The following is a 23,235-nucleotide window of genomic DNA, read 5'->3' on the forward strand; positions in this document are numbered from 1 at the left end:
CTCTTGCCTAACTAAAACGTGGTAATACGAATAATAATGCTAAAGGCAAAGTGATAATTGCTAACACATTGCCCACTAATACTATAGCAGAAACTTTTGTTGGTTCTTGCTGATAGCGTTTTGCGAATAAAAAGTTCATTACTGCGGGTGGTAAGGCGCCAAATAAAATCAGCGCACCAAGTTGTGTTTTCTCTAAAGGTGCTAGCATTGATATTAATAACGCTAAGGCAACTCCAACTGCAGGGGTGAGTACACCTACAATTACACCAAGTTTCCAAAAATCCAAATTAGCTTTAGTCAGTTGTACGCCAAGAGAGAACAACATTAATGGGACTGCGATACTGCCTAACATGTGAATAGGTAGAATAATAAAACTTGCAACTTGTACATTTTGAGCTTGTAAAATTAGTGCAAGTGCTGCGGCAAGAATTGCAGGAGAACTGAGACTGCGAAGCCACTTTGCATTTTGGTCAAGCATGTAAGAACCAATGCCAAAATGTGTGATATTACCGATTAAAAATAAAATTAGACCGGCAGCTAAACCTTCGGGGCCTAATGCCAGGCTCATTAAGGGTAAACCTATATTGCCAGCATTATGAAACATCATTGGCGGGGCGAGTGTGCGGTATTGAATTTTAAATGTGTTGGCTAAAGGTAGTGCTATGGCTGCTGTGAGCAGTACTAAAACAAAACCGCTTAGACCAAGGATGGCAAATTCTTTGATTTGAAATTGCTGCTGAAGGAGCGATGAAAACACTAATGCAGGTATGAATACGTGAAGATTTATTTCATTAATGGAGTCTAGCTCAGGTTGCCTGCGAAATCCTACGTATACCCCAATGCTGACAATAGCAATCAGTGGAAACATAATCTGCCCAATTTGAATTGCGATGGACATGTGATTTGCTACAAAATTATTGGGGAAGCGTGCTTAGAAAAAGCCTTTTAATGCCGGAAGTGGCGAATGCCGGTAAATGCCATTGCCATACCATGTTCATCTGCTGCGGCAATAATTTCTGCATCATTACGCGAACCGCCAGGTTGAATAACAGCCGTGATACCGGCTTGGTTGGCGGCATCTAAACCATCTCTGAAAGGGAAGAAAGCATCTGAAGCCATGACAGAGCCCTCAACAACTAAATTTTCATCACTAGCTTTAATGCCTGCGATTTTAGCTGAATAGACACGACTCATTTGTCCTGCACCAATTCCAATGGATCTTTCATCACGCACATAAACAATCGCATTTGATTTTACATACTTAACAATTTTCCAGGCAAACAATAAGTCACAAATTTCTTGTTCGCTAGGTTGACGTTTAGTGACAACCTTCAAGTCGGCTGCCTGAACAATTGCATTGTCTTGGTCTTGTACCAACATCCCACCGCTGACTTTGCGTAAATCAAACCCGCTGTTGACTGAATTTGTATTTGAGCAATCAAGCACACGTGTATTTGGTTTAGTGCTGAGAATGTCAATGACATCTGATTCAATCCCAGGTGCGATGATGACTTCTACAAATTGCTGATCAAGGATCTGTTTAGCGGTGTTTGCATCTAATGCACGATTGAAAGCAATAATACCCCCAAAGGCTGATGTTGGATCTGTTTGATAGGCTTTCTGATAAGCATCAGTAATAGATTCTGCAACTGCAACACCGCAGGGGTTTGCATGCTTTACAATCACGCATGCAGGAGCAGTAAATTGCTTTACACATTGCAACGCGGCATCGGTATCAGCAATATTGTTAAATGATAATTCTTTTCCTTGAATAAATTTAGCAGCAGCGACAGAACCTTCTCTTGGATTTGGTTCTGCATAGAAACTTGCACTCTGATGAGGATTTTCACCGTAGCGCATAGCTTGTTTTTTATTAAACGTTAAGTGCAAAGTCTCAGGAAACAAGTTTTCATTTTGTTGACCAAGATAATTGGCAATCATGCCATCATATTCAGCGGTGTGGCTAAATGCTTTTCGAGCAAGATTGAAACGTGTTTCATGCGTAAGACATCCGTCATTAGCTCTAAGGTCAGTTAGTAACCGAGAGTAGTCTGAAGGATCTACGACGACTCCAACACGGGCATGATTTTTTGCAGCAGCGCGCAGCATTGCTGGACCACCTATATCAATATTTTCGATAGCGAGATCTAAGGTGCAATCTGGTTTGGCAATAGTTTGAGCAAAAGGATAGAGATTCACGACCACTAAGTCGATCGCATCAATGCCATGTTCTTGCATAACAGCATCATCGACATCTGCACGCCCAAGAATCCCGCCATGCACTTTTGGGTGAAGGGTCTTGACCCGCCCGCCCATGATTTCAGGAAACTGTGTGTGCTCGCTGACATCAGTCACAGGGATACCGGCTGCACTTAGTTGTGCAGCGGTACCACCAGTGGAAAGGATGTGTATGCCTGCTTGGTGCAACTCAGAGGCAAACTGTTCTAGACCAGACTTATCAGAAACGCTTATTAGAGCACGTTGAACACGCCGGCTAGTGTCTGACGGCATATGATTAGCGGACGTCGTAGTGCTTAAGCTTCTTGCGTAGTGTTCCGCGGTTAAGTCCAAGACATTTAGCTGCCTTAGTTTGATTGCCACCACAATAATTCATCACTGATTCTAATAAAGGCTTTTCTACTTCTTCTATCACCATGCGATATAAGTCATCAGGCGCATGCCCATCTAACTTACTGAAATAACTACGCAATGAATCTGCAACAGATTCTCTAAGTGTTTGTGTTGGAGTTACTGGGTGTAACTCTGAAACATTAAGGTTTGTAACTGGGTTATTCATGCAACGTTCTCCATTTTTAATTCTGCGTCTTGCAAATAACTGCGTACCATATTGAACTGAACATCCGCCTCGGCTACAGAGAACACTTTCTGTTTGAACTGTTTTGAGCCAAGCATTTTATCTAAGTACCAGCCAATATGTTTACGCGCAATTCGCACTCCTTGTTGTTTTCCATACAAGGAATACAATTCTTCTAAGTGATTCAATACAATAGTACGCATCTCCGCTTGGGGCGGATTTTCTAGTTTTTCATTGAATTTTAGGTAGTGGTCAATTTGGCGAAAAAGCCACGGCTGACCCTGTGCCGCGCGTCCGATCATAATCGCATCTGCGTTAGTAATTGCCAAGACCTTTTTTGCTTTTTCTGCAGAATTTATGTCTCCGTTAGCAATCACAGGGATATTAATCGATTTTTTTATGTTGCAAATTGTTTTGTATTCTGCTTGTCCTAAGAAGCGACAAGCACGAGTCCGACCGTGAATTGTCAACATTTGTATTCCGCAATCTTCAGCTATCCTAGCTATTTGGACACCATTACGGTTATTCACATCCGTCCCGGTGCGAATCTTCAGAGTAACAGGCACATCAACGGCGTTGACTACCTCGGTAAGAATTCTTTTCACTAAATTTTCGTCAGCAAGTAATGCTGAGCCAGCATGTACTTTACATACTTTCTTAGCAGGGCAGCCCATATTAATGTCAATAATGTCAGCGCCATGCTCCACGTTGAATACAGCTGCTTGGGCAAGCTGATATGGGTCTGAACCTACGATCTGTACAGCGCGTGGAGAGGGTTCTTTCATATGCACACGTCTTAACTTCGACTTAGAGGTATTCCAGAGCTTGCTATCGGCGCTAATCATTTCAGTCACTGAATAGGCTGCACCTTGTTGACGGCATAACTTGCGGAATACCACATCGGTTACGCCTGCCATTGGCGCTAACAATAAATTATTAGAAATTGTGTAGGGTCCGATTTGCATGATTGAAAATTATAAACTGTGTTAACTTACAAAAAATCAAAGTCATAACTCACAACTTCTTCTCCAACATCGTGGACTTCTAATTTTATTGAAAGAGGGATATTTTTTTCCATCAGTTGGCTTGGTGTCCATTTGTCTTTCAGGTAATGATTTGCAGCAAACTGTCTGGCGGCAATCACTTCACCTGCTATATTTAAAAATCTCAATTGAATCAATGGATAAGGCTGGGCAAATTCAGCTCTATTTATAATAGTGACGGTTACCATCAGTGCTTGTTGTTCAGAAGGGTGAGTATAAATGCTTCGATTTAGTACTTCTATCTTGTAGAGATTGCGAGGTATTTCAATAGTACAGGTAATCCATTGACATAGTTGTTGCTGATATTGCTGGGGTATTAGAGAAAGTTTGGACGTTGCAATAATTTGAATAGCCAGAGTCGCCAACAACAAAAAGATGCTGATTGATGTTAATAACTTTATTGTAGGGATGTTGGCTTCTTCATTTTCCAGATTAGTAATATCGTCAGCGATTATTTTTGGAACAGTTGTTTCTGGGTACACTTTTTCTGGCGTTGTTTGTTTGGTGGTATCAAATAGTGGTGGCAAAGGGACTTTTGCAGTCTCTGGTAAATGCGGGTGAGTCCCATGAAGTTCTCTATCTAGGAATTCTAGGTCAATTGCCGAGGCTTCATCTTCACCTAACTCAACATCAACTGTTTCATACATATTGTCGTTTGGTTGATCAAACAAATATAGGCGTGCGTCAAAAACATGTTCGCACATACCGCAGCGCACCATCCCCGCAGCAATTTCTAATTGCTGGTCAGAAATACTAAATGCGGCACGACAGCTGGGACAACGAGTAAACATAGAGGCAGTTTACCAGTTCATAGTGATAATCGTGTAAAGGAAATACAGGCCCATTCTTGTTGCTGATAAACCTGATTGCATCTAAAGAATTGGGAGTAATGCTGGCAAATTAAATCAGTTTGAGTATGCAAAATACCAGATATAACTAAAATACCATCCGCTTTTAGGTGTTGAAAAAAAACTTCACGCAGTTCTATTAATGGTGCAGCTAGGATGTTTGCAATTATAATGTCACAAGTAACACCAGCCAAACAATCTATAGTGCCGAGGGTAAATTCACCTTCATCGAGTTGATTACGTTTAATATTGTCTTGCGTGGCTTTGACAGCCTGTGGATCAATATCAACTGCATGCACATGTGATGCGCCTAAACGTGAAGCAGCTAAGGCAAGAATCCCACTGCCACAACCGAAATCAATCACAGCCATATCTGCTAACTCCACATTACTTAACCAACTTAAACATAAACTTGTTGTCGCATGACGCCCGGTGCCAAAGGCAAGTCCGGGGTCTAATTGTAAGCTAATACCATCAGGCGCAGGATTATCTTCCCAAGATGGATAAATCCATAATGGTCCAAATTGCATGGCACTAAATTGCTGCTGAAACTTAGCTTGCCAATCATGGTCTTCAATTTGGGCGAAAAATATTTGCTGGCGTACTGAGGGATCGTTTTCTAGCGCCTTAGTTGCAAGTTGTATCGCTTGCTCAGAAGTAAAGTGCGCTTGTAAGAAAAGGTGAGACCAAAGAGGATGGTCGCCAACACTAGGCTCTAGAATAGGTTCATCTGCAGCATCTTCATAAGAAACGCTAACAGCACCACAGGCAAATAGTAACGTTTCAATTTGCTCAGAGGCATGAGCATTAATTTGTACGCGTAATTGAAGCATGCGTAATTGGATCTAATTTCGGCTTTCGAGTAGTCGTTCCAAATAGTGTATGTCGACTTGCCCCTTGCCAAACTCAGGATCAGCCATGAGTCTAAGTTGTAGTGGAATATTAGTTTTTATTCCATCAATAATCATTTCTTGTAAAGCGCCCTGCATACGCTTAATGGCGGTAGCACGATCTTCACCATGGGTAATTAATTTCCCGATCATAGAATCGTAATTAGGTGGTACTGAGTAGCCGCTATAAATATGTGAATCAACGCGAACACCAAAACCTCCCGCGCTATGGTAGCGGGTGATTTCCCCAGGGCTAGGGATGAAAGTATCTGAGTCTTCTGCATTTAAGCGACATTCCATTGCGTGACCAGTAATCTTCACATCGTCTTGAGTTATTGCTAACGCTTCTCCAGAAGCGATTAGCAGCTGCTGTTTAACAATATCAATACCAGTAATGTATTCAGTTACTGGATGCTCAACTTGAACTCGCGTATTCATTTCAATGAAATAGAATTCGCCGTTTTCATATAAAAATTCAAATGTACCGGCACCTCGATAGCCAATTAACTTACATGCGTCAGTGCAACGTGTTCCAATAAAATTGCGTTCTTCATCAGTTAAGCCAGGTGCAGGGGCTTCTTCAATGACTTTTTGATGTCGGCGTTGCATTGAGCAGTCACGTTCGGCCAAATAAATAGCATTACCATGCGTGTCTGAAAGAACCTGTATTTCTATGTGGCGTGGCGTTTCTAAAAACTTTTCCATATACAAAGTGCCATTGTTAAATGCGGCCGTTGCTTCAGCTCTAGTTAATGAAACTGAATCTGCTAACTCGTCATCACCACGCACAACCCGCATGCCACGACCACCGCCTCCACCAGCAGCTTTGACAATAACGGGATAACCAATTTCATTTGCTAATCTAGAATTGCTAGTGAAATCATCTGTTAGAGGCTCTAGAGAGCCAGGCACACACGGCACACCAGCTTCTTGCATTGCATTCTTGGCAGAAATTTTATCACCCATGCGGCGAATGGTTTCAGCAGTTGGACCTATAAACACAAAACCACTGGATTCCACACGCTCTGCAAAATCATCATTTTCTGACAAAAAGCCGTAGCCTGGGTGAATGGCAGAAGCGTCAGTTAGTTCTGCCGCGCTAATAATGGCCGGAATATTTAAGTAACTTTCTGTTGAGGGTGCAGGGCCTATGCAGACAGATTCATCAGCAAGTTTTACGTGTTTTAAATCACGGTCCACAGTGGAATGCACGGCAACTGTTTTGATGCCAAGCTCACGGCATGCGCGCAATATGCGTAGAGCAATTTCGCCACGGTTAGCTATAACAACTTTTTCTAACATGATTCAATAATTCTTAATTAGGTGATGTTTTGCTTTTAACAAAACAACTAGTTATTCAATGAAAAACGGGTTGCGGACAAGAAAGGCAACTGATTTATTCAATCACAAAAAGTGGTTGCCCAAATTCAACTGGCTGACCGTTTTCGGCTAATACGGCTTTTACAGTACCAGACTTGTCACTCTCAATTTGGTTAAGCATTTTCATCGCTTCAATAATACAAAGCACGTCGCCTTCTTTAACTTGTTTGCCAACTTCGGTAAAAGGAGTCGCACCTGGTGAGGACGCTTCGTAAAAGGTGCCCACCATAGGCGATGTGACTTGATGACCGCTAACAATAGCAGGCTCTGCACTAGTGCTTTCTGCTGGAGCAGCTGGCATAGGTGCAGGAGCAGGCGTGGCTGCATATTGCATTGGCATAACTGGTCCGTTAGGGTTGTCACGACTGATGCGTACTGACTCTTCGCCTTCTTTGATTTCTATTTCTGCAATGCCAGATTCTTCTAGCAACTCAATTAGTTTTTTTACTTTTCGTATATCCATGCGCTTAATTCTTTTATTTGGTTAACTGGTTGTGTGCGGCACTGATGGCAAGCTGGTACCCGTAAATACCCATGCCAGAAATAATTCCAAGGGCAACATCAGATAAATAAGAAATTTGTCGAAACTCTTCACGAGCAAATACATTTGAAATATGTATCTCTATGAATGGAATTCCGACTCCCAAAAATGCGTCTCGTAGGGCAATGCTGGTATGAGTAAACGCACCTGGATTGATAACAATGAATTCAATATTTTCTAGTTTGGCGGCATGTAGCTTATTAATAATCTCGTGCTCCGCATTTGATTGCATATGCACTAATTCATGACCTAGCGATTTTGCATGTAGAGATGCATCATCCACTACTTGTTCTAAGGTGTCATAACCATAGACTTCGGGTTCTCTAGAACCGAGAAGGTTTAAATTAGGACCATTAAGAAGAAGGATTTTGCTCATCAGCAGAGTGAATTCGTTGTTGAGTTATATATTTGATCTTGAAGTATTGTGCCGCAAAAAGTGCGGACTGTCTAATGGTGGCAAGATAGACGAATTTAGCAGCAAAATTCAAGAGGTTTGCAGCAAGATTAGGTTTTGAGTGGCAGGGGTGTTGGCTATGAGCAGGGAAACAGCGTGTACCTAGCTATAAATAGATCGCTTAAAAGATAGTGTTCAAATGCTTGGCTAGCTGTTCCGCGGTGACGCTACCTGTTAATCGACTGCTTCTTAAGTCATTTCCTTGAGCATCCCAAAAATACAAGACAGGTGGTGCTGACATATCTAAATAGCGTGCCAGTTTTTTATCAGCTTCATCCTGAACAGTAATGTCAGCTTGCAAAAAAACGACATTTTCTAAGGCGGCGACTACAGCTGGGTCGGGAAATACTCTCTTTTCCATAACCTTGCAGTAGGCGCACCAGTCGGCATAAAAATCTAGCATTACAGGCTTCCCTGCTGCCTTAGCCGAAGCTAATTCTTGATTTAAATCTTCTATTGTTTTGATACGTTTATGTGCAATGTGTTGCTGGTTTGCAGCTTGTTGCCCTATTGAGATAATGCCTGTAAGTGGCTTCAAGGTGTCTTTGCCACCACCGGCAAGGCCTATTAAGAACATAGCTCCATAGATTAATAAGATTAATCCGAGGCCTTTCCATAATTTGCTCCAACCGTTGCAATCGTCAGATAGTGACTTTAAAGCACCTAAGTAAACGGCAACTATGATTAATAGAGCTCCCCACATCAGCATAATGATTGAAGGAGATATGTAGGTTGGGCTAAGTCGTTCTAAGAAGCTAATGGCCAATGCAATCATAATTACGCCACCGGTGGCTTTAACTTTATCCATCCAAGTGCCCGCTTTGGGTAACAATGCTCCACCGCCTGAACCCATGATGAGTAGGGGCAAACCCATGCCGGTACCAAATACCCATAAGTATAAGAATCCAGCCAAAGGATTTTGTGATTGCGCAGCAAACGCGAGTACCGCCAATAGTACAGGACCACCACAAGGGCCGACAATTAATGCAGATAGCACGCCCATTAAACCAACACCGAATAATGAGCCGCCTTTTTGCTGATTACTTTTTTCGTTTAACTTGCTTTGCAGTGCACTAGGTACTTGGATTTCATAAAAGCCAAACATAGATAATGCTAAGCCAATAAATAAAAGTGCTGATGGAATTAATATCCAAGGTGTTTGTAAACTGCCTTGAATACCTAACGCTTCACCAACCAGAGCCATAATTGCGCCAAGAATACCAAAGGTAATGGCAATGCCTTGAGTGTAGCTAAGAGATAAGCTAAATGCTCGGAAGGTAGTTATTTTTTCGCCTTGCCCCATGATCAATGAACTTAAGATTGGAATCATTGGGTACATGCAAGCGGTGAATGCCACCAAAATACCGAAACCTAAACTAAGTAAAATTGCTATCAAAGGGTTAGCATCTTTAAGATCAGCCAAGATGCTATCTTCTTCATTTGCAGGTGCTGTGTTTTGGTTGATGCTAGAATTTACCGCACTAACAGGTTTGGCGATACTTGTGTTGGAGCCATTAGAATTTCCAGGTAGTGAGACGGTAACAGTCTTTTTAACAGGCGGGTAACATAAGCCAGCATGAGCGCAGCCCTGGTATCCAACAATTAGCTCAACAGAATTAGTGCTAGCTGATATGGGCACAGCAACATCTAAACTGTTCTCGTATATTGCAACGTCACCAAAAAATTCGTCGTGGTAGTTTTTTCCAGTAGGTAAGTCTAATTCGCCAATTGCGAGTTTGGCATCATCACTGCTGACACTAATGCGCTTTCTATATAGGTAATAGCCTTCAGCAATATTCCAGAATAATTTTATTTCATTGGTTGAATTACTCGTTGCGGTCAGCTGGAATGCTTCATCGACGGTGAGGAATTCTTCATCTTCGCTACTACCGCCAAACGGGCTGCCCGCGGCAAATGACAGGCTTGTTGTGCAAACCAGTAACAATGCTACTAGAAAGCTTATCCAAATAGATTGGTGAATTAACTGGTTTGCTTGGTGACCCATGATAAATACTCTTGTGTGCTTTCTTTGATAGGTAAAGCGATTAATTCCGGGGTTTCGTAAGGATGCTGTTGAAGGATAAACTCACTTAACTGTATATACCGGGTTTTTATTGTTTTCATTACTAATAGACACTCTTGGTCTTCACACAGTTCATCTTTCCAGCGATAAATTGATGTCACACCAGATACTATGTTGCAACAAGCAGCTAGTTGTTCTTCGACTACCTGACGGGCGAGCAATTTTGCCTTATCGATGTCAGTGATTGTGGTCATAACTAACAGCATTTCTTGATTATTTATTGTAGGCATGTATTTTTTCAATAAATGTTTAAACTGGCATTGTAAAGTTGGCAAGACGTCACAATATAAAGGTAATGGTTATAAAAACTAGCACATTTTAATGCGAGGCTTTCCGGTCATTGCGGCATTTTTTATCGGTGTTCCACTGATTGAAATCTACCTATTTATACAGTTAGGCGGCATTATTGGCGCGCTACCAACGGTAATATTGGTAATCGTGACCGCATTGCTTGGAGTTTCTTTGCTACGTGCACAGGGTTTCAGCACCATGGCTAAATTCCAGCAAGAAGTGTCCACTGGTCAACTGCCTGCTACAACTATGTTAGAGGGAGTAGCATTAATTTTTGGTGGAGCATTGCTTCTAACCCCAGGATTTTTGACTGATGCTATTGGCTTTCTATGCCTTATCCCATTCACTCGTAGGACTATTATTTCTTGGTTAATCAAGAACATGACAGTCACTTCTAGTGCTGCTTTTTATGAAAGTCGCCAGTCATCAAAGCCACGTGACACTGATGTTATCGAAGGCGAAATTAGTAAAAGCGATGAAAATTCTTGGAAGCAGAAATAACTAGTCATTTGTGACTTGACAATGGCAAGCTGAACCGTATTATTAGCACTCATTCAAATAGAGTGCTAACAAAATAGTAACCCTATGAATTTAAAAAGAATTTTAAGTTAATTAATTGTCAGGAGAAAGTCGGCATGAATTTACGTCCTTTACACGACCGTGTAGTAGTTAAACGAATGGAAGAAGAACGCACCAGTCCTGGTGGCATTGTCATTCCTGATTCTGCAACAGAAAAGCCTATTAAAGGTGAAATAGTTGCTGTGGGAAATGGCAAAGCGAACGATAGCGGCAAAGTGCAAGCACTTGACGTTAAAAAGGGCGATACCGTTTTGTTCGGAAAATATTCTGGAACTGAAGTTAAGGTAGACGGCGAAGACTTACTAGTGATGCGTGAAGACGACATTATGGCTGTCATTGAAGGCTAGTAACATGGCTAGTCAACACTACAAGAATTAAATAAATTTTAAGCGAAGGTAAAAGTTATGAGTGCAAAAGAAGTCATTTTTGGAGATGAAGCCAGAACCCGTATGGTCAATGGTGTGAACATCTTAGCTAACGCAGTTAAAGCAACACTAGGACCAAAAGGCCGCAACGTTGTTTTAGATAAATCATTTGGCGCACCCACGGTGACTAAAGATGGTGTATCAGTTGCAAAAGAAATTGAGCTAGAAGACAAGCTTGAAAATATGGGTGCACAGATGGTGAAAGAGGTTGCCTCACAAACATCTGATGTGGCGGGTGACGGAACAACTACAGCAACAGTACTTGCGCAATCAATTGTGCGTGAAGGCATGAAAGCCGTTGCTGCCGGAATGAACCCTATGGATCTTAAGCGAGGTATTGATAAAGCAGTAACTACTGCAGTTGATGCATTAAAGACAGCATCGGTACCCTGTTCAGATAACAAGTCAATTGCACAGGTTGGTAGTATTTCAGCTAACTCTGATACTTCAATCGGTGACATCATTGCTGAGTCTATGGACAAAGTAGGAAAGGAAGGTGTAATAACAGTTGAAGAAGGTAATGCACTAGAAAACGAGTTAGACGTTGTTGAAGGTATGCAGTTTGACCGTGGGTATCTTTCGCCTTACTTTGTGAATAACCAAGACAACATGACATGTGATATGGATGACCCGTTTATCTTGTTACATGATAAGAAAGTATCAAACATCCGTGATCTTCTTCCTTTATTGGAGGGTGTTGCAAAAGCGGGCCGTCCTTTAATGATTATTGCAGAAGATGTTGAAGGTGAAGCACTAGCAACATTAGTAGTTAACACTATCCGCGGTATTGTTAAAGTTGCTGCTGTTAAAGCACCAGGTTTTGGTGATCGTCGTAAAGCAATGTTAGAAGACATAGCGATTCTTACTGGCGGTACAGTGATTGCTGAAGAAGTTGGTTTATCTCTAGAAAAAGCAACATTAGAAGACTTAGGTACAGCTAAGCGTATTCAGATCTCTAAAGAGAACACCACTATTGTTGATGGTGCTGGTCAAGCAGACGCAATTAAAGCGCGTGTTGATCATCTTCGAACACAAATTGAAGAATCTGCATCTGATTATGATAGAGAAAAACTTCAAGAGCGCATGGCTAAATTAGCTGGGGGTGTTGCAGTGATCAAAGTGGGCGCAGCTACAGAAGTTGAAATGAAAGAAAAGAAAGCACGTGTAGAAGATGCATTACACGCAACTCGTGCAGCAGTAGAAGAAGGTGTTGTGCCTGGTGGCGGTGTTGCACTTATTCGTGCACGCAAAGCATTAGCAGATTTGGCTGGTGATAATGATGATCAGACTGCAGGCATCAACATTGCGCGTCGTGCAATGGAAGAGCCACTACGTCAAATTACAACTAACGCAGGTGACGAAGCTTCAGTTGTTCTGGCCAAGGTTGACGAAGGCGATGGTAACTTCGGTTACAATGCAGCATCAGGAGAATACGGCGACATGATTGATATGGGTATTCTTGATCCAACTAAAGTAACCCGTTCTGCATTACAGAACGCTGGTTCAATCGCTGGATTAATGATTACTACTCAAGCGATGGTTGCTGAAATTCCTCAGGAAGAGGCTGGCGGCCATGCGCATGCACCTGATATGGGTGGCATGGGTGGAATGGGCGGCATGATGTAAATCATCAAGCTTCCTAGCTTTAAATTAAAAGCCTCGCAACGCGGGGCTTTTTTATGTCTTAAATATTTTCCTCCTATCCGTGTTTGTACATGTAACAAAAATGAACATAGAATTGACTAATGAGAATAGACACAGCTACACATTGTATCGTCGGGGTTGAATTCATCGAGTCACCCAATTTTGATGAGCGACCAGCAAATACAGAGATAGACTTGCTGGTGATACACAATATTAGCTTGCCGCCAAATGAGTTCGGGGGCGGCTATGTGAAAGACTTATTCCAAAATAGACTTGATTCAAGCATTCACTCTTATTTTGAAGAAATTAAAGGCATGGAAGTGTCGAGTCATTTACTTATTGAGCGTTCAGGGAAATTAATTCAATTCGTGCCTTTTAATAAGCGTGCGTGGCATGCAGGTCAGTCTTGTTTTAATGGTAAAGAAAGGTGTAATGATTTTTCAATTGGTATTGAGTTAGAAGGTGCTGATGATATTGAGTACACGGATGCGCAGTACGATGTGTTGCGCGTGGTTATTTTAAGTTTGCAAATGACTTATCCAACATTGAATGAGAGTAAAATTGTTGGGCATTGTGAAATTGCCCCTGGACGAAAAACTGATCCTGGGCCGGCGTTTGACTGGGAACGGATTAACTAAACTTTATTCAGCTTCAACAGACCATTGTTCGTTATACTCGATAATATCAATTAACAAGCGAATGTTGGGATGCGCATAAGGTTGTTGTTTTTCTTCTTCGGTGTAATCGCCGTATAAAGCTAATCCTGATTGAGCTTCTGCAGTACCGATAACATTGTTACTGGCGATGTTGTAAAGAATTTTCACGGAAGCTTGTTTGCCGGGAATGTTGTCTAGTGTGATAATTTCATCGCCGTTTTGTTTTGTTAGTTTTAAGTGTTTAAAGTGATCTGTTGGCTGTAAGTCATTAAAGCCTTCACCGAAATTTTTATTGCTCATTTTATTTCTCGTTGATTGTTATCCATTGATCATTTGTAAACCCTTCGCATGGGCGGAAGTGAGTTTTATAATTCATTTTATCGCAATCATTTATCCAGTAACCTAAATAAAGATAATCTAAGCCTCGTTTTTTTAATAATTCAATCTGCTTAAGTATCGAAAATGTACCAAGACTATGACTTGAATAGTTAGTATCAAAAAATGTGTATACCGCCGACCAGCCCTGTTCTAGAGGGTCGCATATTGAAACACAGATGATTTCTTGAGTAGGCAATCGAAATTCAACAGCGAAAGTGTCGGACCAGGGGCTAAATAAAAAATTTTCAAACGTATCTAATGCGTCATGCATACTAATTGTTTCAGGGTGTCGACTATTTATATAGTGTTCATAGAGCGATATATATTGAGCGTAATCAGGGTTAATGACCACATCTGTAATAAGGTTAGAGTTCTTTTTGGAGACGCGTCTCTGGCTACGGCTTTCTATAAAGCGTTCAATAGGGATGCGCAAAGAGACACACTGACTACAACTTAAACAATTCGGCCGATGCACTCTATCACCAGCACGTCGAAAGCCCATTTCAATTAACTGGCTATAGATGTCACTAGATAATGCTAAATTGGGCTCAGTTGTATAGTGGTGCGCAGTATTAGTAGGAATATATGGGCAACTATAAGGTACGCTTTGATATAATCTTAGCTTGAACATGCATCTAGTGTATCAAAGCAATAATAAAATAATCATTCTGTCATAGATAAAATTCAAATCTATTATGCATCCGTCGATTGAAGACAATTTAAATCTGATTAGTAAAAACAATCTTGAGTCAAAACTTGGTATTGGCAAGGTTGGAATAGAAAAGGAATCTTTGCGCACGGATAAAAGTGGTGTGATTTCAAATACTGATCATCCGATAGCGCTAGGCTCAGCGTTAACGCATCCTTACATCACGACAGATTATTCAGAGGCGTTATTGGAATTTGTTACACCCGCTCATGAAACTGCAGAGCAAGCGATGAAATTTCTAGGCCAGATTCATCACTTTGTTTATCCAAATTTAATTAACGAATGCTTATGGCCTGCAAGTATGCCGTGTAAGCTTAATGGTGAGCAAAGTATTCGTATTGCAGAATATGGTTGTAGCAATCTTGGCTTAATGAAAAATATCTACCGACGTGGTTTAGGATACCGCTATGGTAAAGTGATGCAGGTGATATCAGGCATTCATGTTAACTTATCAATGCCCGAAGAATTTTGGCCGCAATGGCAAGAGAATCTAGGAAGCAAAATTTCAAAACAAGAGTTTATTAATCACCAGTACTTCAAATTAATTCGTAACCTGCAGCGCATAGGTTGGCTGGTCCCTTATCTTTTTGGTGCATCACCAGCAGTGGATAAAAGTTTTAGTCACCAGGGTGTGAAGGATTTACAAAAATTGGATGAAAACACATTGTATGCAACAAATGCAACGTCGTTACGCTTGGGTGACATTGGTTATACTAACAGCCGTGAAAATGAAATTGGCATACAAGCTTGTTATGACAACTTGCCTGACTACGTAAGCTGTTTGAGTAAGGCGATTGAAACACCGTATAAACCATATGAAGACATTGGTATCAAAGTCAATGGGGAATACCGCCAGTTGAATGCAAATATTCTACAAATCGAAAACGAATACTATAGTACGGTTAGACCAAAGCAATTAGCACGTCGAAATGAAAAACCTACGCATGCGTTATTAGATCGAGGTGTACAATATGTTGAAATTCGATCGCTAGACTTAAATCCATTTTCACCTTATGGGCTAACTATAGAGCAGTTAAGATTTTTTGAAGTGATGTTTGTTTATTGCTTGTTAGCCGAAGATGATTTGATAGACAGGAAAGAACGAGAAGAGATAGATATTAATCAGTATGAGGTAACACATCATGGACGCAAAGCGGATTTGTATTTAAGAAACAATGATGAAAGTACTAAACTGCAAACACTTGCTAAAGGCATTTTTGCAAGCTTGATAGTTGTGGCAGAGACAATGGATAGAAACGATGGCAAATATGTTAAAGCGATAAAACAATTTTACCCTTCCGTTGACTCTGTAGAGAATACATTTTCAGCGCAATTGCTAAGCGCTATGCGTGACAACAAGCTATCTTATTATGAATATATAGAATCATTGGGAATCAAATATTGTGAGTATTTTTCCAAGCAGGAAAAATGTGAGACAACAGCATGTGTTATTTCTGATGAGGTGGAACGAAGTATCCTTAGGCAAAAAGAATTAGAAGATAGTGATGAAAAAAACTTTGATGTTTTCCTAAAGAATTATTTTGCTAAGAGTTATCCTGCTTGATGCTATGAAATATTATGTAATATTGTTAGTTATCCTTATTAATAGCATTTCGGCTAATGCAACAGATGTTTACCGTATTGTCGATGAAAATGGTCGGGTTCAGTTTAGCCAATTCCCCCCATATAAAGATGCGGAAAAAATAAAGCTAAGAAACAGTAGCACAGGTGCTGGTGATAATAGCCAGAATAGCAAAGCAAGTTTGCAAGAAAGACAAAGTAAATATTCTGATTACTTGCAATCCGAAAGGCTAGAACGTAAAGAAAAGCGTGAACAAGCTAAACAGAAAAAGGCTGCGATGGCTTCGAAGTGCCACTCTGTGAGTGCAGAGTTAAGTGATATGAATCAAGGTGGCATTTTATATTACGACCTTGATGAAAATGGCAAGCGGGTATACATCGATGAAAGTCGTGTTGAATCTAAGAAAACTAGACTAAGAAAATATCTAGAAAAAAATTGCTAAGCAAATAAAAACCAATTAATTTAAATACTAGGGAAATATAATGTTAGTTATAAGAAATTGCTTGTTGATTGCCTGTTTTTTGATATCGCAAGCTTTATTCGCAGAAGTGATTGAAGTGGATGTTGAAGGCCTTCATGAGCTAATTGGCTCAGGTGTGACTGTCATCGATGTAAGAACTCCAGGGGAATGGAAACAAACTGGTATTGTTGAGGGAAGTGTCCCAATTATGTTTTTTAATGAAAAGCGCAAACCCCTTACACAAAAATGGATGCATGAAGCAGCTAAATATGTTCAGCCAGATAGTCCGCTCGTTTTAATTTGTCGCTCTGGTAATCGAAGTAGAATAATAGGCAATTTTTTGGTAAAGCAGCATGGCTACAAAAATGTTTATAATGTATCGAAGGGCATTAACAATTGGATTGCTAAAGGCAATAAAACAGTTGAGGTAAGGTAAATGTTTAAAGCTGTAGATAATCCGTACTTAGTACCGTTTGATGGTTCGTTCAAGTATAAGCATGCTGTTACTAGCAATGAAGGTAAGCAACTCGACGATAAAGAGTATAAAAAAAAGCTAAATAAGCAAACCGACAAGATTCATGATCTTCAACGAATTATGTATGCGCATGATAGCCATTCAATGCTGTTGGTATTTCAAGCTATGGATGCTGCAGGTAAAGACAGTACAATTCGTCATGTGTTAACGGGTGTTAATCCTGCAGGTTGCCAAGTGTTTTCATTTAAGAAGCCATCAGATAATGAATTAGATCATGACTATTTGTGGCGCACTACGACACGCCTGCCTGAAAGAGGCCGCATCGGTGTATTTAATCGAAGTTACTACGAAGAAGTGTTAGTAGTGCGCGTACACCCTGAAATATTAAACTATCAAAAACTGCCAGATAAGCCAGACCAGAAAGAGATATGGAAGCAGCGTTATGAGTCTATACGTAATTTCGAACAGCACTTAGCACGAAATGGCACTGTAATATTAAAGTTCTGGTTGAATGTGTCTAAACAAGAACAATGTAATCGTTTCTTAAGCCGTATTGATGAACCTGAGAAGAATTGGAAATTTTCTGAAGCAGATATCGAAGAAAGAGGGCACTGGGATGATTACATGCAGGCCTACGAGAAGGCATTAATTGAAACATCACGATCATGGGCGCCATGGTATTCGATACCTGCTGATAATAAGCCCTATATGAGATACACAGTGGCAAAAATTATTGCTGAAACTATGGCCTCATTAAATATGCATTATCCAAAAGTAGACGAAGAAGCAAAACAGCGATTTGCTCATCTGCGAGAAATGTTAGTAAACGACAAATAGACATTAACTAAAAAATAGTAAAAAATAAAGTGAACTGATAACACAGTGCATAAGTCATATGTTGTGAGTAATTTATATGTCTTAATTTTACCTAAATAAATTTAATTAAATGAGGGGTCTACATGACAAAGTTAGCAGAGATTGAAGGTATTGGAGAAGTTTATTCGAAGAAACTAGAGGAAGGTGGAATATCTTCAATTGAAAATTTGCTTGAGGCCGGTGCAGAAAAGAAAGGTCGTCAAGATATTGCGACTAAATGTGATATCAGTGAAAAATTGGTATTGAACTGGGTCAATCGCGCCGACCTTGCTCGTATTAAAGGGGTAAGCACACAGTACGCAGATCTTCTTGAATGCGCAGGCGTGGATACTGTGCCAGAACTAGCACAACGTAACGCCGCAAACTTACATGAAAAAATGGCTAGCGTTAACGAAGAGAAAAATTTGGTGAGACAAGTACCATCTGCTTCTCAAGTAGAAGATTGGGTAACTCAAGCGAAAGCGCTGCCACGTGCGATTAACTACTAAATAATTCTTCAGTTTAATCAACCGGCCTGGAATTCAATTCCAGGCCGGTTTTTTTATGCTCGCTGTTTCTGGGTAGCTTAGAGAGCTGAATTGAAAACAGATGCTCTGTGATCAATTGCTTTAACAGGCTACTAGCTTTCCTCTGGATCAGAAGTCATTACCATTATATTGTCGATGCGGTACCAATAGTGATTGCCGGTTTCTTTCCATATTTGTACCCAGCAGTCCTCAATTTCTAATATTTTGTAGCGATACATCTTTGACTCATTTTTAAAATGAATCCAGTATATTTCATCGTCATCAATCCCCGGTGGCATTTCACAATTCTCGTCGGCATATGCGAATGAAGAAAAAATGCTTATAAAGAAAGCGACAAGTATTCCATAAATTATCTTTTTCATAGTTACCTTTGCAAAGTATGTTTAGAGATATTCTTGAGAAAAATTTATTATCTATTTTCTATTTTAAAATGACGATTAGGTTAACAAGCGCCAATGGGTTTTCTGATTAGGCGAAGTTATTTATTCAGATTAAACTGTAATAAACTAGGTATCAATACTAGTGTGAAAAAAGTACTAACAATCATTCCGCCTACAATAACTGCTGCTAACCCGCGGTACAGTTCTGTACCAGCACCAGCAAATATAATTAAAGGCAGCATGCCAAACACAGTGGTCGATGTGCTCATTAAAATTGGCCTTATTCGTGTACGCACTGCGTTTTTAATTGCATCAGAGCGAATTAGTCCTTCGCGTTCTGAACTGCGTGCTTGATAGACTAGTAAAATTGCATTATTTACTACTAGTCCGAGTAAAATTATAAACCCAATCAAAGTTAGAAGGTCAGCAGGGAGTACCAATAGTTTTAATGCAATTACACCACCGATCGTTGCTAATGGTAATGCAAGCATAACAAGAAGGCTGTCAAAGAATGATCTAAATAATGCTGCCATTAATAACAATAAGATAATAAGCGCGACAATAAAACTATTACTTAAATTATCAATAGCTATATTTAAGTTATCTGCAGAGCCACCGTAACGAATTACTCCATCATTAGGCAGCGATGGTTCCATGATAGGAGCAACTTCTGATTGAATAATTTTCAATGCTTGTTCTAATGGAATGTCATCGGGTGGTGTGACTTCTAGAGTAATAGTACGTCTTCTGTCTAGTCGGCGAATAGTATTTGGCCCTGCTGTCCGGATAACATCAACTAATTCGCCAAAAGGAACAACACCCGCATCTGGGGTATGTAATGGAATTGCTGTTAGCTGTTCTGGTGTTTCCCAAGTAGGTACACGTACTAAAATATCTAAACGTTCGTCTCCATCAAAGTACTCGCCCACCTGCATTCCGTCACCTAATATTCTCGATACCTGGGCAAGTGTTTCTCGATTCCAACCAGCTTCACGCAAACGATCATCACGTGGCGCAAACTGTAGTTCTGGTTCTGCTAATTCCAACCCTGGACGAGGACGTACCCGTGCGCCTGGAAGTTTTTGTGGAATAGTGATGAATCCAACTAAGGCAGACTCAATTAATGCGTCTATATTTCTGCCTTGAACATTAACTTCAATTTCTCTGTTAGCACCAAAGCCAGAAAACAATGAAGCTTTTCTGACAATTGCAAAAGTATCTGGGAATCCGCTCACTGCAGAATTAAGTATGCCAACAAGTTCATCGACTTTGCTGGGGTCTTCTGCACGGCCCCCAATGAAAATAGAACCAGCTCTGGCGACAAAAAAGTAATGTTTAATTTTAGGTTGTTTTTCTCCAGTAAGATAAGGTTGGATACGGTCTGCAATGACATCACCCATTTCATCTTTAATATGTTCAACATTAACTCCAGGTGGAGGTAAAATAAAACCGAATACCAAGTTACGATTGCCAGTAGGGAGATAATCACGATCTGGAAACAATAAGACTGAGCTTGCAATGGGGACAGTAATTAATAAAGCGACTATTAGCAGGCGTGATGAACTTGTAGTGGTTAGATTAGAAATCTTATTGGTAATGTAATCCCATGCCTTACTATGAGGGTCAACAAATGTTGTTTTTTTCAGCCATACCATAGCGGCTGCCGGGATAAGAACTGTGGCAACAAATAAGGATGCAATAATAGCCGCAGTAATGGCAATTGATAAGTCAGCAAACAGCTGCCCACTTTGATCTCTTAAAAATAGTACCGGTAAGAATATCGCTACTGTTGTTGCAGTAGATGCTAGCAATGCTGGCCATACTTGCGCAGTACCTTTTAGAGCCGCATTAAATCCTGACTCATCTTTTTCTTTAAGGCGAACAATATTTTCAAGTACAATAATGGCAGCATCCATCACCATACCTACAGCAAATGCCATTGCTGCTAATGAGATAACATTAATTGATTTATTCGACGCTAGAATAATTACAAATGCTACGCATAAACATAAGGGTATGGTTATTGTGACAACCATGGTTGCGCGAAAACGTCGCAAGAACCACCATAAGATTAGTACAGCAAGGATAATTCCTAGTCCGAGGTTGCTGCGAAGTAGTTCAATTGCACTGTGGATATAAACAGTTTCATCATATACTTGCTCAATGTTTAACTTGGAACGCTGTAATGGACCTTCGCTTAATTCTGACATGGCAGTTTGTAGGTCAGCCATTACATCTAAAACATTTACACCCGATTCACGATAAGCATTAACAGCAATGGCAGGCTCACCACGAGTAATCACAAAATTGTCACGATCGGCAGGTTGAACAGTGACAGTTGCAATATCTCTTAAGTAAATTGGCTGCCCGTCACGCCATTCTATTACTAGTGTTTGTAAATCTTGAGGGTCAAGTGCGCCGGTGTAGCGTAAAATATACCTGCGTTTACCCACGTCAGCTGTACCGCCTGATACATCTTCATTGCTTCCAACTGTTCTGGCGGCATTAACGACATCAACACCTATACCTGCAGCACGGTATGGATCTACAGTGATTCGTACTTCACGTTCGTTGCCGCCACGCACCTCAGATAAAGCCACTCCCGCAACGCGCTCGAAACGAGATTGAACAACCTCTTCTATATAGTCGCGATAGTCTTCAATGTTTGTTGAATTATCTTTATCGGGTTTAATAATGAACCAAGCAATAGGCCGGCTGCGTCCCCCTGCGGTACTAAGTATTGGTTCATCTGCATCTGTTGGGTATTCTGGAACACGATTAAGGCGATTAATGACTTCAATTAAGCCGCGCTCAAGACTAAAATCAACATCGAATGAAATAGTAATCTTGCCTGAGCCCTGTCTTGCTTCAGATAATAACTCTGTCATACCAGGCAAACCACGCAGTTGGTCTTCTTGTGGTTCAATGATCTCTGCCTCCACTTCTTCAGGGGCAGCGCCACGCCAGTCCGTGGTGATTGTAATTTCTGGACGTTCAACTTCAGGAGTAAGTTGGATAGGCAATGCGCGTAACGATAGGTATCCAAACAATACAATTAATAAAGCAGTGACTAAGCCTGCAGTAGGATTACTTAGTGCGAGTTTAGTTGGGCTCATTAGATATTATGACAGTCTCACCAGGTCGTAAACGCTCTCCACCTCTAGTGACAATACGATCGTCAGGCTTGATAGCGCCAATTAATTCAACATATTCACCATCACCAATACCGACTTCTATGCTGATTTGCTCTGAAATATTTTCTGCATTAATACGAAACACGCTAATGCTACCTTTCCTTAAAACTAAAGCATCCCTATTAATTGAAACCACTTCACGTGCTTTGGCGGTTGGTATTGAAACACGTACTAATGTTCCAGGAGGTAATGGTTGCTGAGGTTTTAAGCGTAATTCAAACAATCGTGATGTGGTTGTTCCTACTGGAACTATTGTTTGAACATTCGCTTTAATTTTTTGCTCAGCATTATGAACACTTAAAGCACTATTAAGAGTGATGAGTGAGTAAATATTTTGTGGAACACGCACTTGAATTTCTGGGTTATTGAAATCAATCAAACGTACTAATGGGTTTCCATTTTGAGTCCATTCTCCTGACTGAGCAAAGCGTTCGCTGATCACGCCTGCAAACGGTGCGCGTAAATTCGAACGAGAAATGCGTTCTTCAATTTGAGCTAGTCTTGCTCGCGCAGCAATAATATTGCTTCTAGCCACCGAGCGATTTGAGATAGATTGGTCTAATTCGTTTTGCGCTATATTGTTTTGCTTGATTAAACGTTGAAAACGTTTAACTTCTTTCTCAAATAAATCGAGTTGAGCTTTCTCACTTTGGATAATGGCTAATTCTTCTGAGCGCTGCTGTTGTAAGAAAATGTCATCTAAGCTCGCGACGATATCTCCTTTTTCAACAATAGTCCCCACGTCGGCAACCCATGTAAGCCGACCTTCAACTTCAGAAGATATGCGCGCATCATTTTTACTAATGACAGTACCAGAATACTCGGCTGTTGGAGCTAGTTCGCGTAATTGAGCGATATCCACCACAACTGGTTTGACACGACTTGGTGGGCCCGCAGCAAAAATTGTATTCGTATTGATCAATAAGATAAATACGATGGAAATATTTTTAATTATAATGTTCATGGGTATTGGGGATTGTACCTTATGCAGAAATAATGCATACA

Annotated in this window: 25 protein-coding genes; 9 read left to right on the forward strand and 16 right to left on the reverse strand. The window is 40.6% G+C overall.

The annotated features are described in order from the left end of the window. Positions 1 to 7 precede the first annotated feature (7 nt). From R8G33_10415 to cutA, 11 genes are all read right to left on the reverse strand, one after another. On the reverse strand, positions 8 to 898 hold the full coding sequence (locus R8G33_10415) for an AEC family transporter (protein MDW3096074.1): 891 nt from the start codon (positions 896 to 898) through the stop codon (positions 8 to 10). A gap of 47 nt (positions 899 to 945) precedes the next feature. Continuing rightward, a complete protein-coding gene (gene purH, locus R8G33_10420) occupies positions 946 to 2,511 on the reverse strand; it encodes a bifunctional phosphoribosylaminoimidazolecarboxamide formyltransferase/IMP cyclohydrolase (GenBank protein ID MDW3096075.1) in 1,566 nt (521 codons plus the stop codon). A 4-nt stretch (positions 2,512 to 2,515) separates the two neighbouring features. Next, positions 2,516 to 2,797 (reverse strand): DNA-binding transcriptional regulator Fis, encoded by a 282-nt coding sequence (fis, locus tag R8G33_10425; GenBank protein MDW3096076.1) that lies wholly within the window; start codon positions 2,795 to 2,797, stop codon positions 2,516 to 2,518. Next, entirely contained in the window at positions 2,794 to 3,780 is a 987-nt protein-coding gene (gene dusB, locus R8G33_10430) for a tRNA dihydrouridine synthase DusB (GenBank protein MDW3096077.1), read from the reverse strand. The genes fis and dusB overlap by 4 nt, the downstream gene beginning before the upstream one ends. 26 nt (positions 3,781 to 3,806) lie before the next feature. After that, positions 3,807 to 4,649, reverse strand: coding sequence for a DUF3426 domain-containing protein (locus R8G33_10435; GenBank protein MDW3096078.1), 843 nt, complete (start codon positions 4,647 to 4,649; stop codon positions 3,807 to 3,809). Positions 4,650 to 4,666: 17 nt separating this feature from the next. Beyond that, a complete protein-coding gene (gene prmA, locus R8G33_10440; protein MDW3096079.1) occupies positions 4,667 to 5,539 on the reverse strand; it encodes a 50S ribosomal protein L11 methyltransferase in 873 nt (290 codons plus the stop codon). 12 nt (positions 5,540 to 5,551) lie between these two features. Continuing rightward, entirely contained in the window at positions 5,552 to 6,898 is a 1,347-nt protein-coding gene (gene accC, locus R8G33_10445; GenBank protein ID MDW3096080.1) for an acetyl-CoA carboxylase biotin carboxylase subunit, read from the reverse strand. Between the two features lie 94 nt (positions 6,899 to 6,992). Continuing rightward, on the reverse strand, positions 6,993 to 7,439 hold the full coding sequence (accB, locus tag R8G33_10450; protein ID MDW3096081.1) for an acetyl-CoA carboxylase biotin carboxyl carrier protein: 447 nt from the start codon (positions 7,437 to 7,439) through the stop codon (positions 6,993 to 6,995). Between the two features lie 13 nt (positions 7,440 to 7,452). Next, the gene (gene aroQ / locus R8G33_10455) at positions 7,453 to 7,893 is read right to left on the reverse strand and encodes a type II 3-dehydroquinate dehydratase (protein ID MDW3096082.1); all 441 of its coding nucleotides are present in this window, start codon (positions 7,891 to 7,893) and stop codon (positions 7,453 to 7,455) included. Positions 7,894 to 8,092: 199 nt separating this feature from the next. Beyond that, entirely contained in the window at positions 8,093 to 9,976 is a 1,884-nt protein-coding gene (gene dsbD, locus R8G33_10460) for a protein-disulfide reductase DsbD (GenBank protein MDW3096083.1), read from the reverse strand. Beyond that, positions 9,952 to 10,284 carry a divalent-cation tolerance protein CutA gene (gene cutA, locus R8G33_10465; GenBank protein ID MDW3096084.1) on the reverse strand — a complete coding sequence of 111 codons (333 nt, stop codon included), beginning with the start codon at positions 10,282 to 10,284 and terminating at the stop codon, positions 9,952 to 9,954. The genes dsbD and cutA overlap by 25 nt, the downstream gene beginning before the upstream one ends. Before the next feature lie 91 nt (positions 10,285 to 10,375). Between cutA and R8G33_10470 the strand changes: the two genes are divergently transcribed. From R8G33_10470 to ampD, 4 genes are all read left to right on the forward strand, one after another. Further along, on the forward strand, positions 10,376 to 10,846 hold the full coding sequence (locus R8G33_10470) for an FxsA family protein (GenBank protein MDW3096085.1): 471 nt from the start codon (positions 10,376 to 10,378) through the stop codon (positions 10,844 to 10,846). 134 nt (positions 10,847 to 10,980) lie between these two features. After that, entirely contained in the window at positions 10,981 to 11,271 is a 291-nt protein-coding gene (gene groES, locus R8G33_10475; GenBank protein MDW3096086.1) for a co-chaperone GroES, read from the forward strand. A 57-nt stretch (positions 11,272 to 11,328) separates the two neighbouring features. Beyond that, positions 11,329 to 12,975 (forward strand): chaperonin GroEL, encoded by a 1,647-nt coding sequence (gene groL, locus R8G33_10480; protein ID MDW3096087.1) that lies wholly within the window; start codon positions 11,329 to 11,331, stop codon positions 12,973 to 12,975. A gap of 119 nt (positions 12,976 to 13,094) precedes the next feature. Then, the gene (gene ampD, locus R8G33_10485) at positions 13,095 to 13,631 is read left to right on the forward strand and encodes a 1,6-anhydro-N-acetylmuramyl-L-alanine amidase AmpD (protein ID MDW3096088.1); all 537 of its coding nucleotides are present in this window, start codon (positions 13,095 to 13,097) and stop codon (positions 13,629 to 13,631) included. A gap of 3 nt (positions 13,632 to 13,634) precedes the next feature. Here ampD and R8G33_10490 read toward each other — a convergent pair whose 3' ends face one another. Then, on the reverse strand, positions 13,635 to 13,949 hold the full coding sequence (locus R8G33_10490; GenBank protein ID MDW3096089.1) for a DUF2322 family protein: 315 nt from the start codon (positions 13,947 to 13,949) through the stop codon (positions 13,635 to 13,637). Between the two features lies 1 nt (position 13,950). After that, on the reverse strand, positions 13,951 to 14,658 hold the full coding sequence (locus R8G33_10495) for an arginyltransferase (GenBank protein MDW3096090.1): 708 nt from the start codon (positions 14,656 to 14,658) through the stop codon (positions 13,951 to 13,953). A 64-nt stretch (positions 14,659 to 14,722) separates the two neighbouring features. Between R8G33_10495 and gshA the strand changes: the two genes are divergently transcribed. The 5 genes from gshA (at position 14,723) to R8G33_10520 (ending at position 18,617) form a co-directional block, all read left to right on the forward strand. Beyond that, positions 14,723 to 16,300 (forward strand): glutamate--cysteine ligase, encoded by a 1,578-nt coding sequence (gshA, locus tag R8G33_10500; protein ID MDW3096091.1) that lies wholly within the window; start codon positions 14,723 to 14,725, stop codon positions 16,298 to 16,300. Between the two features lie 4 nt (positions 16,301 to 16,304). Then, the gene (locus tag R8G33_10505; protein MDW3096092.1) at positions 16,305 to 16,760 is read left to right on the forward strand and encodes a DUF4124 domain-containing protein; all 456 of its coding nucleotides are present in this window, start codon (positions 16,305 to 16,307) and stop codon (positions 16,758 to 16,760) included. Positions 16,761 to 16,800: 40 nt separating this feature from the next. Further along, a complete protein-coding gene (locus R8G33_10510; protein ID MDW3096093.1) occupies positions 16,801 to 17,214 on the forward strand; it encodes a rhodanese-like domain-containing protein in 414 nt (137 codons plus the stop codon). After that, a complete protein-coding gene (locus tag R8G33_10515; protein MDW3096094.1) occupies positions 17,215 to 18,090 on the forward strand; it encodes a polyphosphate kinase 2 family protein in 876 nt (291 codons plus the stop codon). 122 nt (positions 18,091 to 18,212) lie between these two features. After that, positions 18,213 to 18,617, forward strand: coding sequence for a DUF4332 domain-containing protein (locus R8G33_10520; protein MDW3096095.1), 405 nt, complete (start codon positions 18,213 to 18,215; stop codon positions 18,615 to 18,617). A 131-nt stretch (positions 18,618 to 18,748) separates the two neighbouring features. Here the strand turns inward: R8G33_10520 and R8G33_10525 are convergent, their stop codons facing one another. The 3 genes from R8G33_10525 to R8G33_10535 all read right to left on the reverse strand — a co-directional run bounded on the left by R8G33_10525 (position 18,749) and on the right by R8G33_10535 (position 23,194). Continuing rightward, positions 18,749 to 19,018, reverse strand: a complete 270-nt coding sequence (locus tag R8G33_10525) for a hypothetical protein (protein MDW3096096.1) — start codon at positions 19,016 to 19,018, stop codon at positions 18,749 to 18,751. A gap of 116 nt (positions 19,019 to 19,134) precedes the next feature. Next, positions 19,135 to 22,152, reverse strand: coding sequence for an efflux RND transporter permease subunit (locus tag R8G33_10530; protein ID MDW3096097.1), 3,018 nt, complete (start codon positions 22,150 to 22,152; stop codon positions 19,135 to 19,137). Then, entirely contained in the window at positions 22,139 to 23,194 is a 1,056-nt protein-coding gene (locus R8G33_10535; protein MDW3096098.1) for an efflux RND transporter periplasmic adaptor subunit, read from the reverse strand. The genes R8G33_10530 and R8G33_10535 overlap by 14 nt, the downstream gene beginning before the upstream one ends. Positions 23,195 to 23,235: the final 41 nt, after the last annotated feature.

The sequence above is a fragment of the Gammaproteobacteria bacterium genome (genome assembly GCA_033344735.1).
Classification (GTDB): domain Bacteria; phylum Pseudomonadota; class Gammaproteobacteria; order UBA4575; family UBA4575; genus UBA1858.

Coding starts and splice junctions, on each gene's coding strand:
- R8G33_10505 (MDW3096092.1), top strand. CDS start 16,305: ATGAAATATTATGTAATATTGTTAGTTATCCTTATTAATAGCATTTCG.
- R8G33_10515 (MDW3096094.1), top strand. CDS start 17,215: ATGTTTAAAGCTGTAGATAATCCGTACTTAGTACCGTTTGATGGTTCG.
- R8G33_10535 (MDW3096098.1), bottom strand. CDS start 23,194: ATGAACATTATAATTAAAAATATTTCCATCGTATTTATCTTATTGATC.
- ampD (MDW3096088.1), top strand. CDS start 13,095: ATGAGAATAGACACAGCTACACATTGTATCGTCGGGGTTGAATTCATC.
- R8G33_10470 (MDW3096085.1), top strand. CDS start 10,376: ATGCGAGGCTTTCCGGTCATTGCGGCATTTTTTATCGGTGTTCCACTG.
- aroQ (MDW3096082.1), bottom strand. CDS start 7,893: ATGAGCAAAATCCTTCTTCTTAATGGTCCTAATTTAAACCTTCTCGGT.
- accB (MDW3096081.1), bottom strand. CDS start 7,439: ATGGATATACGAAAAGTAAAAAAACTAATTGAGTTGCTAGAAGAATCT.
- R8G33_10490 (MDW3096089.1), bottom strand. CDS start 13,949: ATGAGCAATAAAAATTTCGGTGAAGGCTTTAATGACTTACAGCCAACA.
- R8G33_10520 (MDW3096095.1), top strand. CDS start 18,213: ATGACAAAGTTAGCAGAGATTGAAGGTATTGGAGAAGTTTATTCGAAG.
- R8G33_10525 (MDW3096096.1), bottom strand. CDS start 19,018: ATGAAAAAGATAATTTATGGAATACTTGTCGCTTTCTTTATAAGCATT.
- R8G33_10510 (MDW3096093.1), top strand. CDS start 16,801: ATGTTAGTTATAAGAAATTGCTTGTTGATTGCCTGTTTTTTGATATCG.
- accC (MDW3096080.1), bottom strand. CDS start 6,898: ATGTTAGAAAAAGTTGTTATAGCTAACCGTGGCGAAATTGCTCTACGC.
- fis (MDW3096076.1), bottom strand. CDS start 2,797: ATGAATAACCCAGTTACAAACCTTAATGTTTCAGAGTTACACCCAGTA.
- R8G33_10435 (MDW3096078.1), bottom strand. CDS start 4,649: ATGTTTACTCGTTGTCCCAGCTGTCGTGCCGCATTTAGTATTTCTGAC.
- groL (MDW3096087.1), top strand. CDS start 11,329: ATGAGTGCAAAAGAAGTCATTTTTGGAGATGAAGCCAGAACCCGTATG.
- dsbD (MDW3096083.1), bottom strand. CDS start 9,976: ATGGGTCACCAAGCAAACCAGTTAATTCACCAATCTATTTGGATAAGC.
- R8G33_10530 (MDW3096097.1), bottom strand. CDS start 22,152: ATGAGCCCAACTAAACTCGCACTAAGTAATCCTACTGCAGGCTTAGTC.
- prmA (MDW3096079.1), bottom strand. CDS start 5,539: ATGCTTCAATTACGCGTACAAATTAATGCTCATGCCTCTGAGCAAATT.
- R8G33_10415 (MDW3096074.1), bottom strand. CDS start 898: ATGTCCATCGCAATTCAAATTGGGCAGATTATGTTTCCACTGATTGCT.
- purH (MDW3096075.1), bottom strand. CDS start 2,511: ATGCCGTCAGACACTAGCCGGCGTGTTCAACGTGCTCTAATAAGCGTT.
- dusB (MDW3096077.1), bottom strand. CDS start 3,780: ATGCAAATCGGACCCTACACAATTTCTAATAATTTATTGTTAGCGCCA.
- gshA (MDW3096091.1), top strand. CDS start 14,723: ATGCATCCGTCGATTGAAGACAATTTAAATCTGATTAGTAAAAACAAT.
- R8G33_10495 (MDW3096090.1), bottom strand. CDS start 14,658: ATGTTCAAGCTAAGATTATATCAAAGCGTACCTTATAGTTGCCCATAT.
- cutA (MDW3096084.1), bottom strand. CDS start 10,284: ATGCCTACAATAAATAATCAAGAAATGCTGTTAGTTATGACCACAATC.
- groES (MDW3096086.1), top strand. CDS start 10,981: ATGAATTTACGTCCTTTACACGACCGTGTAGTAGTTAAACGAATGGAA.